General features: G+C 66.9%; 16 protein-coding genes. 12 read left to right on the top strand and 4 right to left on the bottom strand.

Going from position 1 to position 14,140, the window contains the following annotated elements:
• Positions 1–91 precede the first annotated feature (91 nt).
• From B0E47_RS09460 to B0E47_RS09445, 4 genes are all read right to left on the bottom strand, one after another.
• A complete protein-coding gene (locus B0E47_RS09460) occupies positions 92–739 on the bottom strand; it encodes a rhomboid family intramembrane serine protease (protein ID WP_077514009.1) in 648 nt (215 codons plus the stop codon).
• Between the two features lie 207 nt (positions 740–946).
• Complete coding sequence (locus tag B0E47_RS09455) at positions 947–1,669, bottom strand: C40 family peptidase (protein ID WP_077514008.1); 723 nt, start codon at positions 1,667–1,669, stop codon at positions 947–949.
• Between the two features lie 211 nt (positions 1,670–1,880).
• Positions 1,881–2,588, bottom strand: coding sequence for a YggS family pyridoxal phosphate-dependent enzyme (locus B0E47_RS09450; protein WP_077514007.1), 708 nt, complete (start codon positions 2,586–2,588; stop codon positions 1,881–1,883).
• A 16-nt stretch (positions 2,589–2,604) separates the two neighbouring features.
• Positions 2,605–4,029 carry a M20 family metallopeptidase gene (locus B0E47_RS09445; RefSeq protein WP_077514006.1) on the bottom strand — a complete coding sequence of 475 codons (1,425 nt, stop codon included), beginning with the start codon at positions 4,027–4,029 and terminating at the stop codon, positions 2,605–2,607.
• 216 nt (positions 4,030–4,245) lie between these two features.
• On the opposite strand from B0E47_RS09445, the gene B0E47_RS09440 reads away from it, so the two are divergent.
• The 12 genes from B0E47_RS09440 (at position 4,246) to B0E47_RS09385 (ending at position 14,133) form a co-directional block, all read left to right on the top strand.
• On the top strand, positions 4,246–4,593 hold the full coding sequence (locus B0E47_RS09440) for a helix-hairpin-helix domain-containing protein (RefSeq protein WP_077514005.1): 348 nt from the start codon (positions 4,246–4,248) through the stop codon (positions 4,591–4,593).
• 89 nt (positions 4,594–4,682) lie between these two features.
• Positions 4,683–5,162 (top strand): SET domain-containing protein-lysine N-methyltransferase, encoded by a 480-nt coding sequence (locus tag B0E47_RS09435; RefSeq protein WP_077514004.1) that lies wholly within the window; start codon positions 4,683–4,685, stop codon positions 5,160–5,162.
• Between the two features lie 12 nt (positions 5,163–5,174).
• Positions 5,175–5,714 (top strand): GNAT family N-acetyltransferase, encoded by a 540-nt coding sequence (locus tag B0E47_RS09430; RefSeq protein ID WP_077514003.1) that lies wholly within the window; start codon positions 5,175–5,177, stop codon positions 5,712–5,714.
• Positions 5,715–5,893: 179 nt separating this feature from the next.
• Positions 5,894–6,583, top strand: a complete 690-nt coding sequence (locus tag B0E47_RS09425; protein WP_077514237.1) for a response regulator transcription factor — start codon at positions 5,894–5,896, stop codon at positions 6,581–6,583.
• Positions 6,580–7,977, top strand: a complete 1,398-nt coding sequence (locus tag B0E47_RS09420) for a sensor histidine kinase (RefSeq protein WP_077514002.1) — start codon at positions 6,580–6,582, stop codon at positions 7,975–7,977. The genes B0E47_RS09425 and B0E47_RS09420 overlap by 4 nt, the downstream gene beginning before the upstream one ends.
• A 162-nt stretch (positions 7,978–8,139) precedes the next feature.
• On the top strand, positions 8,140–9,597 hold the full coding sequence (locus B0E47_RS09415) for a TolC family protein (protein WP_254422878.1): 1,458 nt from the start codon (positions 8,140–8,142) through the stop codon (positions 9,595–9,597).
• Entirely contained in the window at positions 9,597–10,727 is a 1,131-nt protein-coding gene (locus tag B0E47_RS09410; protein ID WP_077514000.1) for an ABC transporter permease, read from the top strand. Before B0E47_RS09415 ends, B0E47_RS09410 begins: the two co-directional genes overlap by 1 nt.
• Before the next feature lie 5 nt (positions 10,728–10,732).
• Positions 10,733–11,485 carry an ABC transporter ATP-binding protein gene (locus tag B0E47_RS09405; RefSeq protein ID WP_077513999.1) on the top strand — a complete coding sequence of 251 codons (753 nt, stop codon included), beginning with the start codon at positions 10,733–10,735 and terminating at the stop codon, positions 11,483–11,485.
• Entirely contained in the window at positions 11,482–12,447 is a 966-nt protein-coding gene (locus B0E47_RS09400; protein WP_077513998.1) for an HlyD family efflux transporter periplasmic adaptor subunit, read from the top strand. Before B0E47_RS09405 ends, B0E47_RS09400 begins: the two co-directional genes overlap by 4 nt.
• Positions 12,448–12,509: 62 nt before the next feature.
• On the top strand, positions 12,510–13,346 hold the full coding sequence (locus tag B0E47_RS09395) for an alpha/beta fold hydrolase (RefSeq protein WP_077514236.1): 837 nt from the start codon (positions 12,510–12,512) through the stop codon (positions 13,344–13,346).
• 2 nt (positions 13,347–13,348) lie between these two features.
• Positions 13,349–13,726 (top strand): EamA family transporter, encoded by a 378-nt coding sequence (locus tag B0E47_RS09390; RefSeq protein ID WP_077513997.1) that lies wholly within the window; start codon positions 13,349–13,351, stop codon positions 13,724–13,726.
• A complete protein-coding gene (locus tag B0E47_RS09385; protein ID WP_077513996.1) occupies positions 13,723–14,133 on the top strand; it encodes an EamA family transporter in 411 nt (136 codons plus the stop codon). Before B0E47_RS09390 ends, B0E47_RS09385 begins: the two co-directional genes overlap by 4 nt.
• The last annotated feature ends 7 nt before the right edge of the window (positions 14,134–14,140 follow it).

The raw sequence follows: 14,140 nt of genomic DNA, 5'->3' as shown, positions 1-14,140 counted from the left end.
AGGAGCCCGCTTGCGGGCGATGCTGTGCTCTTGCGATTCCCGATTCCAGTGAGAAGATCATCGCCCGCAAGCGGGCTCCTACGGGAAAACTTCAGCGCATCAGGCGCCGCTTCGGCTTGATCGGCAGCTTGCCGCGCCAGTACTGGATCAGCACGATGCCGCCGACCATTCCGCCAAGATGGGCGAAATGCGCCACGCCGGCCTGGGTGCCGGTGACGCCCATGTACAGTTCGAGCGCCGCGTAGCCGGTGACGAACAACCATGCCGGCATTGGCAGCACAAAATAGAACAGGATTTTTTCGTGCGGGTACAGCATGCCGAACGCGAGCAGCAGGCCGAAGATGGCTCCCGAAGCGCCCAACGTGGGATAGAAGCCATGGGTGAACCAGTGCACCACGACGAGTTGTGCCAGCGCCGCGACGATCGCGCAGACGAAGTAGTAGATGAGGAAGTTGCGCGCACCGAACGTGCGTTCGATGGCCCCGCCAAACATGAACAGGGCGAACATGTTGAGCGCGATATGCATGTAGCCACCATGCATGAACGCATAGGTCACCACCTGCCACGGTCGGAAGCCGATCGACGCCAGGCCGTTCGCGGTCTGGAAAATCTGGTCCGCCCCCCACGGCCACAACGCGAAATATTGCAGCAGCATGTTGCCGAAGAACTGCTGCAGCAGGAACACCACCACATTGGCGATCAGCAGGTTGCGCGTGACGGGAGGCAGATCAAAAGACATCGGTGGTTTCCCTGTGGTCGGACAAGCGTAACGGCGACGGCCCCGCGAAACCATGCAGCAGCCGAGGCAGCGGCGGCCGGCACCCTGCGTTGACCCGGCCTGCGGGGAATCGTTCATCACCGGTCGGCATGACTCGACTGGCAGGCGCTGGGGCAACATGAAAAAGCCGCCCGAAGGCGGCTTCTTGCCGGATCGCAGGAATCGACATCAACCCTTGCTGGCCAGCTCCATCGCTTGCGGACGCTTGGCGCCGGCGAAACGCTTGGCCCAGTAGCCATCGTCCAGGCTGGAAATCTCCACCGACTTGCCGGTGTTCGGCGAATGGATGAAGCGCCCATTCGAGATGTAGATGCCCACGTGCGAGATATGGTGGCGGCCGCGGGTATGGAAGAACACCAGGTCGCCCGGTTTCATGTCCGCCCGCTTGACCTTGATCCCGGCCATGAATTGCGCGGCCGAGTTGCTCGGCAGTTGCAGGCCGATGGCATGGGCGAACACATAGCGGACAAAACCGCTGCAATCGAAACCGGTGGCAGGGTTGTGGCCACCACGCACATAGCGGATGTCGCGCAGGCTCATGGCCGCAGCCAGCAGGGCCTTGCGCAGATCGGTGATGTTCTGTTTGGCAATGCTGGCCGCCGTGGGCTGGTCGCCGTCGGCCTGAACATCGATCCCCGCAGCAGCCGTCGAATCGGACGCCGCCATGCCGGCAAGAAGCGTCTGCACGTTGTCGGGAAGCACCGACTGGCCCAGGCCCGATGCCGGATTGAACGCCGGCAGCGGGTGCAGCAGCGGCGAGGCTACGCTGGCGGCGACGGATGCGCTGATGACTGGCTGGATGGCCGTCGGCGCGTCAGTGGCGTGGAGGGAACCGGAAAGGAGAAACACCGAGGCGAGCACGGCGAACACGGTCAATCGCTTGATGGGCATGCAGGGAAAATCCCCAGATATTCACAGGGTTGGCCGCCTGCAGACGCTGACGACGTGACGAAGCGGTGAAGTTAGCAAATGGGGATCGCCCAGTTGTTGGATCGAGGTTAACTGAACCCCGTCGTTTCAGAAAACCGGGACGCCGGACACATTCCGTACAAGTCATTGATCCATAGCGATTTACGCCGGGACTGACAGCTCCGGTCCGTATTCATGAATCCCGTTGGGGCCGCTTGCCGAAGATCGCCGTGCCGATCCGCACTTCGCTGGCGCCCTCGGCAATGGCAAGCGGAAAATCGCCGCTCATGCCCATCGAAAGTCGTGGCAGATCATGACCTTGTGCCACAGCCTCCGTACGCAATTCGCGCAGCAGGCGGAAGCAGGCGCGTACCGCAGACAGTTCGCTGGACTGGATCGCCAGAGTCATCAGGCCACCTACGCGCAAGGTGTCGTGTCGACGCAGCGCCTTCAGGAAACCAGGTAGCTGTTCAGGCGGCAGTCCATGTTTGCCGGGCTCCGGCGAGGTCTTCACCTGCACCAGCACGTCGATCGCACGGCCCTCGTGCTGCAGCCGCCGATCCAGCGCCTCGGCCAGTTCCATGCGATCCAGCGACTGCACCTCGCTGGCCAGTTGCGCGATGTCCTTCGCCTTGTTGGTCTGCAGGTGGCCGATCATGACCCAGTCGATGCCGCAATCGGCCAGTGACGGCGACTTGTCGCGGATCTCCTGCACCTTGTTCTCGCCGAAACGGCGCATGCCCAGCGCGACCCCGGCGCGGATCACCGCGGGGCCGAAGGTTTTGCTGACCGGCAGGATGCTCACCTCGGCCGGATCGCGACCCGCATCGCGACAGGCCTCGTCGACGCGCCGGCGGATCTGCGCCCAGTTGTCGGCCAACCAGCCGGTATCGGTGTCCATGCGCCGACGTCCGGCCTCAGGCCTTGCTGCCCTGCCGGTGATGTCGCGCGACCACTTCGGCCACCACCATGCTGACCTTCTTGCCGGTGGGGATGTGCAGGAATTCATTGGGGCCGTGCGCATTCGAATGCGGGCCCAGCACGCCGGTGATCAGGAACTGCGCCTGCGGGAATTTTTCGCCCAGCATGCCCATGAACGGAATGCTGCCGCCCTCGCCCATATAGGTCGCCGGCGCACCAAAGTAGTGTTCGGAGGCATCGCTGACCGCCTCGGCCAGCCACGGCGACAGCGCCGGGGCGTTCCAGCCGCTGCCATCCTTCTCCAGCGTGAAGCTGACCCTGGCGCCGTAGGGCGGGTCGGCCTCCAGCAACTGCTTGACGAAGTTGCCGGCCTTGGCGCCGCTGAGCGTGGGCGGTACGCGCAGGCTCAGCTTCACCGCAGTGAACGGGCGCAGCACGTTGCCTGCGTTGTCCAGCGACGGGATGCCGCCGATGCCGGTGACCGCCAGTTGCGGGCGCCAGGTGCGGTTGAGCACCAGTTCGGCCAGGTCATCGGTGACCGGCTGCATGCCGTCGACCCAGGGGAATTTGCTGTAGATATCGGTGCCCAGCACTTCGGCCGATGCCTTCGCCTGCTCGATCCGCTCGGCGGGAATGTCGACATACAGCTCCTTCGGCCTGATCTTGCCGGTGACCGGATCCTCCAGTCGCGACAGCAGCTCGCGCAGGATGCGGAAGCTCGACGGCACCACCCCGGACGCGTCGCCCGAATGCACGCCTTCTTCGAGCACCTGCACGCTGAGGTTGCCGCCGGTCATGCCACGCAGCGACGTCGTCAGCCACAGCTGGTCATAATTGCCGCAACCGGAATCCAGGCACACCACCAGCGACGGGCTGCCGATGCGCGACGCGAGGTGATCGACATAGAACGGCAGGTCGTAGCTGCCCGATTCCTCGCAGGCCTCGATCATCACCACGCAGCGCGCGTGCGGAATGCCCTGCTCGTGCAGCGCCAGCAGCGCGGCCAGCGAGCCGAAGATCGCGTAGCCGTCGTCCGCCCCGCCGCGACCGTACAGCTTGTCGCCCTTGAGCACCGGCGTCCACGGACCGAAGCCGTCGGCCCAGCCGGTCATCTCCGGCTGCTTGTCCAGGTGGCCGTACAGCATCACGGTGTCGTCGCCCTGCCCGGGTACCTCGATATAGATCAGCGGCGTGCGTCCTTCCAGCCGCACCACTTCCAGCGTGGCGCCGGGCAGCTGGCTCAGCTTGGAGCGCGCCCAGCCTTCCATCAGCTTCACCGCCGCATCCATGTAACCGTGCGCCACCCAGTCCTTGTCGAACATCGGCGACTTGTTGGGAATACGGATGTATTCCACCAGTTGCGGCACGATTTCGGCATCCCACAAATCACCGACGAAACGGGACAGGCGGCTGGTATCCATGGAGCACACTCCGGCTTGCGAACAATAGGCCATTGTAGCAGCGCGCCCCGACGGCACCGACACGCAACCCGGCCGACACCCACAATCGCGGGCACGCAATCCGCACGTCCGGGTGCACAGGCATCCGACTGCATGGCGCAGCGCTTTCGCGCATCGTGAGGTCGCGGCATCGACTCGCCGCACCACCAAGCCGTCATCCATTCAAGGAGGAAGACCATGTTCCACAAACTCGCCACACTTCTCATCGTCCTGGCCCTCGCCGCACCGGGCCTGCTGTTCGCGGCCACGCCGGTCAACATCAACCAGGCGGATGCCGCGACCATCGCCAGGTCGCTCGACGGCATCGGCACCTCGCGGGCCGAGGCGATCGTGGCCTGGCGCGACGCGCACGGCCCGTTCAAGAAGGCCGACGACCTGAAACATGTCAAAGGCATCGGCAAGGCCACGATCGAGCGCAACCGCAGTGCGATCCTGCTCGCGGACCCGGCGACTGGCGCGGTCGCCGCCGAAGACAGCGTGGTGGCTCCCAAGCCCCTGCACCACAAGGTGTCTGCGGAGGACTGAGCCGGCGCCGACGCCACGGAAGCGCAGGCAGCGCTCTGGCGCGCCGCCTGCGCTACACTCGCGCGCTTCCGCTGCCCTGACGCCCTGCCATGATCCTGCCGCGTTACCACATCGCGCCGTCCACCATCAGGGGCGCCGGCAAGGGCCTGTTCCTGGACGAAAGCGTGGCCGCCGGCCGCATCATCACCGCGCCGGACGGCATCGCGACCACGTTCCGGCACGCCGAGATCGAGGCATCCGAAGAGCTGCGCGCCCAGTGGCACGCCAGCGCGCGCTGGTTCGAGGATCGCTACACGCTGTCGCCGGACTGGCCGGACGAGTGCTACATCAACCACAGTTTCACGCCGAACGGGCTGTGGCATCTTGGTTTCGTGTTCGCGTTGGCCGAACTGCCGCCCGGCAGCGAGATCACGGTGGATTACCGCCACCTGCTGCCCCCCGGCCAGGCCGAGGATTTTGTCGATTCGGCCACAGGTGAGACAATCAGCGGGTTGTCCTGGCAAGAGAGCCTGGCCAGCAGTACCCGTGCCCTGGCCGAACTGCTGACAGCCACTCAGACCCGGGCGTGATGGCTGATCGTAATGTTTGAGATTCCCACCATTGAAACGGCGCGTCTGCGCCTGACTGCGTTGACCGAGCGGCACTTCGACGACTACGCCGCCATGCTGGCCGATCCGGAGAGCACGCGCTGGGTCGGCGATGGCCAGCCGCTGGATCGCACCAATGCCTGGCGCTCGCTGGCCATGTTGCTGGGCCACTGGCAACTGCGCGGCTGCGGGATGTGGGCGCTGGAACTCAAGGACAGCGGCGAGTTCATCGGTCGCGCGGGTCTGATGTACCCAGACGGCTGGCCGGATCTGGAGCTGGGCTGGATGCTCAAGCCAGGTCATCGCCACCACGGTTATGCCACCGAAGCCGGCAATGCCGTGCTCGAGTTCGCCTGGCACCAGTTGCACGCGCCGCGGGTGATCAGCCTGGTGCGCATCGGCAACGAGGCTTCGGACCGGCTGGCCGAGCGCCTCGGCGGCGAGCACATCGAGAACATGGATTTCTACGGCAGCAACAGCCACGTGTTCGCCTATTATCCGCCGCACCGCGAGCACCGCCGCGCCTACGCCTGAGTGTTGCGGGTCGGTCGGGCCACGATGCAGGCGGCGAATCCGGACCAGGGCGGGGAACTGATGACCAACTGCACGGTCTGCACAGACGCGAAATCGTAGCCGCCGGCGAGACTTGGCCCGCGTCGGTTTGCCGTCGAACGCCACGCCAATCACACTCAGGCGCTGACCGGGAATTCATGATGCGCATTCTGCTGGCCGAAGACGACGCTTCCATTGCCGAGGGCATCTGCGCTTCGCTGCGTCAAGGTGGACATGCGGTGGACCGCGTGGCCGCCGGCAACCTGGCCGACGCGGCGCTGCACGATCACGATTATGACCTGCTGGTGCTCGATCTTGGCCTTCCTGCGCTTGACGGCAGCGAAGTGCTGCAGCGCCTGCGCAACCGGGGCAGCGGCATACCGGTACTTGTGGTGACCGCGCGCGACGGCCTGCCGGAGCGCATCCGGGTGCTCGACCTGGGTGCCGACGACTATCTGGTGAAACCGTTCGCGCTGACCGAGTTCGAGGCCCGCGTGCGGGCTCTGCTGCGGCGGGTCGGCAGCCAGGGCAAACCCGAACTGGTCATCGGCCGGCTGCGGCTGGATCTGCCAGGTCATCGGGCATGGATCGACCAGGCTCCGCTGGAACTGACCGCACGCGAGTTCGGCCTGCTCGAAGCACTCGCGCTGCGACCCGAGCGGGTCACCAGTCGTGCCCAGCTGATCGAGGCGCTGTGCGACTGGGATCAGGAACTGACCGACAACGGGCTGGATATCGCGATCCATCGTCTGCGTCGCAAGCTGGATGGCAGCGGCACCGGCGTACGCACGATCCGCGGGCTCGGCTACCTGCTGGAAGAAGCCAGCGTATCCGCACGTGATCCCGGATGAATCCCGTGCCCGCCGTCCGTCGCCGCCCCAGCCTGCGCCGGCGCTTGCTGCTCGTGCTGCTGGTTCCGATGGCGATCCTGCTGATCCTGGATGCGCTGCTCACCTACGGCGTGGCCTTGACCTATGCCAACCGGGTACACGACCGCGACCTCAGCGACGATGCGGTGATGCTGGCGAAGATGCTTGCCGATCCCAGGCTGGGCACCCAACTGAGTCCGCAGGCGCGCTTCCTGCTCGAATACGACCGCGAAGGCCACAGCTATTTCCAGGTGAACAGTGCGCGGCGTGGCCTGCTCGCCGGCAGCGCCCAACTGCTTCCCGCCACCGCGGCGCCACCGCCGGACAACACGCCGCAGCTCTACAGCACACGCCTGGACAGTCATGCGCTGCGCGCGGCCGCGGTGCGAACGACGGCGCCGGGCGATCCTTCGGACAGCCTGGTCGTCACCGTCGCCGAAACCCTGCACGACCGCCATCAGCAGGCCAACGAAATCCTGCTGCTTTCGATCATGGTGCAGACCACGCTGATCGCCGCCGTGCTGTCGCTGCTCTGGTTCGGCGTCGGCCGCGGGCTGCGCGTGCTCGATCCGTTGACCGCCCGGCTGGCAGCCCGATCCCACGAACTGACGCCGATCGGCGGCCCCGACGTGCCGCAGGAAATCCTGCCACTGACGCGCACCATCGACGCCCTGTTCAGCCGCCTGCGCGGCATGCTCGCCTTGCATGACCGCTTCATTGCCGACGCCGCGCACCAGTTGCGCACGCCGCTGACCGGACTGAGCCTGCACGTCGACCGCGCGATCGCCGACCCGCGACCGGAAACCGTGACGGATGCACTGGCCCACATCCAGCGCCTGACCCAGCGCGCGGCCCGCACCTCGTCGCAATTGCTGGCACTGACCCGTGCCCAGGCTTCACCACTGGAGCTGGGCGAGCCCATCCTGCTCGACCTGGGCAAGCTGATACCCGAGGCGGTATCGCAGCGCGTGCACGATGCGTTGCGCGCCGGCGTCGATCTCGGCTACGAGGGCCACGACCAGGCGATGATGATCCTTGGCGACGCATCCAGCATGCTGGATCTGCTCGACAACCTGATCGACAACGCGATTCGCTACGCTGGCCGCGACAGCATGGTCACCGTGGCTCTGAGCGCACAGGGCGGGGGCGAAGTTTGCCTCAGCATCGAAGACAACGGACCCGGCGTGCCGCCCGACCTGCTGCCACGCCTGAGCGAGCGGTTCTTCCGCCTGGCCGGCAGCAACGAAGAGGGCAGCGGCCTGGGTCTGGCAATCGTCCAGCGCACCGCCGAGCGACACCACGCCAGGGTCATCTACCGACTCGCCGAGCCGCACGGCTTGTGCGTCGAGGTGCATTTTCCGCCGCCATCGGCATGACCATGGCTAACGACCTCCGCCACGCCCCGGCGCCGACTGGCGCAGTTCATGGCCACACCGTCAGAATAGGCAAAGACTTCGACGCGACAATGGCCCCCCTTTTGCTCATCACGAATCGGACGTTGCACAAGCGTCGGATCGTGCCTATGGACAATGCATAGCGTGCCCCTTCGATCCAGCAAACCCCATACCAACGTGCACCTGCGTAATTGCCTGGTGGGCGCGCTGCTGATCGCCCTGGCCGGTTGCGCGGAGCCGCTGCCCCGCCTGTCACCGCCGGTGCCTGCCCAGTGGCAGCATGCGGCGGCCTCGACCCAGGCCAAACCCACCGACCTGCACGGCTGGTGGCATGCCTTTACCGATCCCGAACTCGATGCACTGGTCGATCGCGCCCTGGCCAGCAACCTCGATGTGGCCGAGGCCGTCGAGCGGCTGCGCGCGGTGCGTGCCCTGCATGACCGCGCCGGCGCACGTTACCTGCCCAGCCTGCGCTTCGGTACCAACGACGTGGTTGATCCGAGTGCCAACGCCTCGTATTTCTTTGTCGGCTTCGACGCCAATTGGGAGCTGGGGCTGTTCGGCCGCGGCGAAGGCACTCGCCGCGAGGCGCGAGGCGCACTGGATGCCAGCGTGGCCGATCTGCGCAGCGCGCAGGTGTCGCTGGTCGCCGAGGTGGTGCGCGAGTGGATCGAGTTGCGCACGGCACAGCAGCAGGAGCAGTTGTTGTCGCGAATCAGCCAGGCGCGCCGAGAGGCATGGCAGATGCTGGGCGTGCGCCAGCGACTGCACCTGGTAGCGCCGGGCGCGGTCGACCAGGCGCAGGCGGCCTATGCCCAATCGCAGGCCGCGCTGGCGGCGCCGCGACAGGCGATCAACGCCAGCACGCAACGGCTGGCCGTGCTGCTCGGCAAGAACCAACCCGACCCGGCCTGGTTGCAGCCCGGTCCCCCGCCCGAGCTGGGCGCCTGGCAATTGGAAGATACGCCAGCCGATCTCGTCCGCACACGCCCCGAAATCGCCCGCGCGGAAGCCGCCGTGCTGCAGGCCGCTGGCGAGCAGGCGCTGGCGCATGCCGACATGTTCCCCAAGCTCGGCCTCGGCGGCTCGATCGACTGGGCCACCGATATCGACAACAACAAACCGCACTCCGACACACCCAATGGCATCGTGTCGCTGGGACCGGAAATCAGCATTCCGCTGTTCGACTGGGGCATACGGCTGGCCGCCAAGCACGCCAGGGACCATGAACTGAAGGCGAGTGTGATTGCCTATCGGCAGGCGGTCCTGCAAGGAGTGGCCGAGGTCGAGAGCGCGCTCGGCAGCCTGCAGCAGCAGGAGCAGCGCGAACAACAGGATACCCTCGCCTGGCATGCCCTGGCGCGCGTCGACCATTCCACACAGGCGCGGCAGCGCCTGCAGCTGGCCGGCCCGCTCGATCGCAGCGAGAGCCAGATCGCGGCTGACCAGGCCGCGATCGAACTGGCCGACGCCCGCGCCGGACACAGCCTCGCCTACGTGGCCTTGTTCAAGGCCCTGGGCGGTGCACCCCTGCCGACCGCCGACCAACTGGGGACACCTCCGACGGCCACCAGTGACAGCGACGGCGAGGCGCATCACTGATGGTTGCCCTCGCCCGCAAGACCCTGGTCTACGAATGGCGGCGTTTCCTGCCCGCCATCCTGGCGGTCGGCTTCGCCGGCCTGCTGCAGCTGCTGCAGCTGGCCCTGGTACTGGGTATCTTCGGCAGCACCAGCATGTACATCACCGGTTCGTCGGCCGATGTCTGGGTCGGCTATCCGGGCACCCAGAGCGTGGGTTCTGGCCGTTCGATCGATGCGGACGTGGAATCGCGCATCCTGATGGATCCGGCGGTGACGCGGGTCGAGCCGTACATCTGGGTCGATGGCGACTGGCGTGGGCCGCGCGAGACCGGCGGTGTGTCGGTCTTCGTTTCGGGCATCGACACGGCCACCGACGGCATGATGTTCTCCAGGGTATTGTCTCCGGCCTTGCGCGCCCGGCTGGACGAACCGGATGCGATCGTGGTCGACCGCTCGGCGCTCGATCAGCTCGGCGTGGGCATCGGCCAGACCGCCACCATCAACGGCCACCAGGTCCATGTGGTCGGCATCGGCAGCGGCCTGCGCGCGCTCGGTGGCGTCAATGTGCTGTGTTCGCTGGATACCGCGCGGCGACTGGACAGCGACGCCGAAGATGTCGGGCCGACTTATCTGGTGGCGAAATTGCGCCACCCGAACGAGGCCCGGGCCGTCGCGCGACGCCTGCGCGGCGACCAGGCCTTCGGCCCGTATACCGCCTGGAGCGCCCGTGATTTCGCCCGTCTCTCGGTGCTGTACTGGTTGTTCGATACCGGCGCCGGCGCTGGCGTGCTGTTCCTGGCCGGCATCGTGTTCCTGGTCGGCGCGGTGATCACCAGCCAGACCCTGATCGCCGCCGTGAACGGCTCGGTGCGCGAATACGCCACGCTCAATGCACTCGGCGTGGGCGTGGCGGCACTGCGTCGAGTGGTCCTGGAACAGGCGTTCTGGGTCGGCACGCTGGGCCTGCTCGGCGCCAGCGTGCTGGGCATCGTGCTGATGTTGCTGGCGCGCAGCCAGGACGTGCCGGTGATCCTGAATGTGCCGGCGGCGCTGGCCTGCATCATCCTGGTGATGGGCCTGGCGGCGGTATCCGGCCTCGCCGCGATGCGCAGCCTGCGCCGCGCCGACCCCGCGACCTTGCTGAGGTAGCCGCCATGCATCGCCCGGCCAGCATCGCCGTCACGGATCAGCCCGCCTTGCGCGCTATCGGCGTCAGCAAGGCGTTCGTCTCCGGCCACCTGCGCACCCAGGTGCTGGACGACCTCACCCTGGATATCGAGGCCGGCGAGCTGACCCTGATCTCCGGGCCGTCCGGTTGCGGCAAGAGCACCTTGCTGTCGATCCTCAGCGGCCTGCAGAAGATCGACAGCGGCAGTGTGCAGGCGCTCGGCAGCGAACTCGGCCAGCTCGACCTGCGCGCACTGGAACGCTTCCGGCTGGAGCACACCGGCTTCGTCTTCCAGGGTTTCAACCTGTTCCCCGCGCTGAGCGCGTTCGAGCAGGTCGAGTTGCCGCTGAACCACATGGGCCTGACGCGCGACGAGGCGCGACGTCGCGCCCGGCTCTCGCTGGAGGAGGTCGGCCTGGCGCACCGCATGCGCCTGCGCCCAGCCGAGCTCTCCGGTGGAGAAAAGCAACGCGTGGCGATCGCGCGCGCGCTGGCCAAGGAGCCGCAGCTGCTGTTCGCCGACGAACCCACCAGCGCGCTGGACGCCGCCAATGGCCAGATGATCATCGACCTCCTGCACCGCATTGCCGTCACCCACGGCACCACCGTGCTGTGCGTCAGCCACGACCCGCGCCTGGTCATGCACGCCGACCGGGTACTGGCAATGGAAGACGGCCACATCCTCAGCGACCGGCGCCCCGCCGCACCGGCCATCGACAGTCATGGAACTCCGTCATGAAGGCTTGCCGCATCGCCCCTCTCCCCAACCGCCCGTCGACTCGCCCGGACTGGCGACTCGGCGGCATCGCCCTCGGCCTGTCCCTGCTGCTGGGCGCCTGCTCGCGTGCGCCCGAGGCGACCACCGCAACCGCACCGCCATCCGAGTACGCTGCGGTGGCGCGTGGCCGGGTCGACATCGAGGGCGGCCTGCTGGCGCTGTCGATGCCGCGCGAAGGCACACTGGCCAACGTGACCGTGCACGAAGGCGATCACGTCAAGCAGGGGCAATTGCTGGCCCAGCTCGATATCCGCCCGGCCACGCTTGCGGTGGATGCCGCGCAGGCCCAGCTGGAGCAGGCACAGGCGCAGATGAAGCTGCTCGGCGTCAAGCAGGCTGCCGCCGCGCAGCGCGCGCAGCGCCTGGCGGCGGCAGTCGCGGCCGGCGCCGGCGACGGCCAGAGCGCGGACGACGCGCGCGAGGCCGCAGCCCAGCTTGATGCCGAACAGCAAGGCGCCCGCGCCAGCCTGGACATGGCGCGCCAGAAGCTGGACGAAGCCCGCTACGAGCTGAAGCAGCGCAGCCTGCTGGCCCCGTTCGACGCCGACGTGATCCAGGTGACGGCGCAGGTCGGCGCCAGTGTCTCGCCGTCATCCGGCCCGTTGTTCACCCTGCTGCCGAACAAGCCGCGCATCGTTCGCGCCGAGCTCAACGAGAGTTTCGTCGGCACGGTCAAACCCGGCATGCACGCCGAGGTTTCGGCCAGCACGAACAGCCCCGATGCGCACTGGAGTGCCCATGTGCTGCGCATCGGCAAGGTCTATGGCCCGGCCACGCTGGAAAACGACCCGCAGGTACGTGCCAATGCCCGTACGGTGGAATGCGTGCTGGCGTTCGACCAGCCGCAGAATCTGCGCATCGGGCAACGGGTTACCGTGCGCTTCGACGCCCGTGCGCCCGCATCAGCCACGTCGAAAGACTGAGGAAACCGCCATCCGGCATGCTTTGCCTCAGTGGCAAGTGCATTTCAGGCAAGGGCAGGCGCGTGATCCAGCAAACCGACTTCTTCTTCGAGGGTGGCCGCAGCGGCGTACTGCTGATCCACGGCCTCACCGGCACGCCGATGGAAATGCGCCTGCTCGGCAAGGGCCTGAACCGGGCCGGCTTCAGCGTGCACGGCATGCAGCTGGCCGGGCACTGCGGCAATGTCGATGACCTGCTCGCCACCGGCTGGCGCGACTGGTATGCCAGCGTCGAGAAAGCGGCCGACGACATGCTGGCCAAGGTCGATCATCTGTTCGTCGGCGGACTGTCGATGGGTGCGCTGCTGGCGCTGAAGCTGGCCGCGGATCGTCCGCAGCGGATCGCCGGAGTCGGCGTGTACGGGGCCACGTTCCGCTACGACGGCTGGAGCATTCCCCGGCTGGCGCGGCTGTCGTTCATGCTGCCGTTCCTGAAGGCGCTGGGCATTGGCCGCGGCCGCAGCTTCATGGAACAACCGCCCTACGGCATCCGCGACGAACGCCTGCGCGCCCAGATCAGCGCGGCGATGCTCGGCGGCGACAGTGCGGCGGCCGGCCTGCCCGGCAATCCCTGGTACTCGCTCGCCGAAATGTACCGATTGGCCGCGATCGTGCGGCGCCAGTTGCCGCAGGTGATCGCGCCCTGCCTGGTGGCGCACGCCAGCGACGACGATGTGGCCAGCGTGAAGAATGCGGCCCTGGTGACACGCGAGGTCAGCGCGCCGACCGAACTGCTGCTGCTGGACGACAGCTACCACATGATCACCATCGACAAGCAGCGGCGCACCCTGATCGAGCACTCGGCGGCGTTCTTCGACCGTGTCGTCGCGGGCGACAGCATCCAGCGCATCGCGGCCTGAGCATGCCTGCGAGCGGCCCCATCTCCGCCCTGGTCGCCGGCCTGTGGCTGTTCAACGTGATCCTCGACACGGGCGGTCAATTGGCCTTCAAGGCGGCGGCTGGCGATCACGCGGCCGGCGACGGACTGGCGCGCTGGAAATACATGGCGGCGCGACCGTGGCTGTGGCTGGGCGTGGGCTGCTACATCGTCGAGTTCCTGGTGTGGATCGCGTTCCTGTCGCTGCTGCCGCTGTCCGAAGGCGTGCTGCTTGGCTCCATCAATATCGTGGCGATCATGGTGGCGGGTCGCTTCCTGTTCGGCGAAAAGCTGACCCGCCTGCGCGTGGCCGGCATCCTGCTGGTGACGCTCGGCGTGGCGATCGTGGGACTGGCCGGATGAGGCGTTTCTACCTGTTCGGCTTCCTGCTGCTGATGGCATTCGACACGCTGGCGCAAGTCAGTTTCAAATATGCCGGCAACGGCGCCTTCCCGCCTCAGGCCAGCATCGCATGGCTGCTGCGCGTGTTCAGCCAGCCCTGGGTGTATGGCGCCGTGGTCGGCTACGTCGGCGCGTTCTTCACCTGGATGGCCCTGCTCAAGCACGCCCCGATCGGCCCCGCGTTCGCCGCCTCGCACCTGGAAGTGGTGTCGGTAATGCTGCTGTCGATCTGGCTGTTCGACGAACACCTGACCCTGGCGCGGGTGCTCGGCGCGATCGCCATCGTCGCCGGCATCGTCTGTCTTGGCCTGGCCGAAGACAGGGAGCATGTCGGGGACGCAGGAGATCAGCCTGCCGGCACCGGTTAAGCTGCCC

The sequence above is a fragment of the Rhodanobacter sp. B05 genome (genome assembly GCF_002001085.1).
Lineage (GTDB): Bacteria > Pseudomonadota > Gammaproteobacteria > Xanthomonadales > Rhodanobacteraceae > Rhodanobacter.
Note: the sequence above shows the minus strand (reverse complement) of the source record. Positions and strands in the feature narration are given on the sequence as shown.

Excerpts from the sequence above, each read along its gene's own strand:
- B0E47_RS09430 (WP_077514003.1), top strand. The coding sequence starts at position 5,175 with ATGTTTGAGATTCCCACCATTGAAACGGCGCGTCTGCGCCTGACTGCG.
- B0E47_RS09445 (WP_077514006.1), bottom strand. The coding sequence starts at position 4,029 with ATGGATACCAGCCGCCTGTCCCGTTTCGTCGGTGATTTGTGGGATGCC.
- B0E47_RS09425 (WP_077514237.1), top strand. The coding sequence starts at position 5,894 with ATGCGCATTCTGCTGGCCGAAGACGACGCTTCCATTGCCGAGGGCATC.
- B0E47_RS09450 (WP_077514007.1), bottom strand. The coding sequence starts at position 2,588 with ATGGACACCGATACCGGCTGGTTGGCCGACAACTGGGCGCAGATCCGC.
- B0E47_RS09440 (WP_077514005.1), top strand. The coding sequence starts at position 4,246 with ATGTTCCACAAACTCGCCACACTTCTCATCGTCCTGGCCCTCGCCGCA.
- B0E47_RS09435 (WP_077514004.1), top strand. The coding sequence starts at position 4,683 with ATGATCCTGCCGCGTTACCACATCGCGCCGTCCACCATCAGGGGCGCC.
- B0E47_RS09460 (WP_077514009.1), bottom strand. The coding sequence starts at position 739 with ATGTCTTTTGATCTGCCTCCCGTCACGCGCAACCTGCTGATCGCCAAT.
- B0E47_RS09385 (WP_077513996.1), top strand. The coding sequence starts at position 13,723 with ATGAGGCGTTTCTACCTGTTCGGCTTCCTGCTGCTGATGGCATTCGAC.
- B0E47_RS09405 (WP_077513999.1), top strand. The coding sequence starts at position 10,733 with ATGCATCGCCCGGCCAGCATCGCCGTCACGGATCAGCCCGCCTTGCGC.
- B0E47_RS09455 (WP_077514008.1), bottom strand. The coding sequence starts at position 1,669 with ATGCCCATCAAGCGATTGACCGTGTTCGCCGTGCTCGCCTCGGTGTTT.
- B0E47_RS09400 (WP_077513998.1), top strand. The coding sequence starts at position 11,482 with ATGAAGGCTTGCCGCATCGCCCCTCTCCCCAACCGCCCGTCGACTCGC.
- B0E47_RS09410 (WP_077514000.1), top strand. The coding sequence starts at position 9,597 with ATGGTTGCCCTCGCCCGCAAGACCCTGGTCTACGAATGGCGGCGTTTC.
- B0E47_RS09390 (WP_077513997.1), top strand. The coding sequence starts at position 13,349 with ATGCCTGCGAGCGGCCCCATCTCCGCCCTGGTCGCCGGCCTGTGGCTG.
- B0E47_RS09420 (WP_077514002.1), top strand. The coding sequence starts at position 6,580 with ATGAATCCCGTGCCCGCCGTCCGTCGCCGCCCCAGCCTGCGCCGGCGC.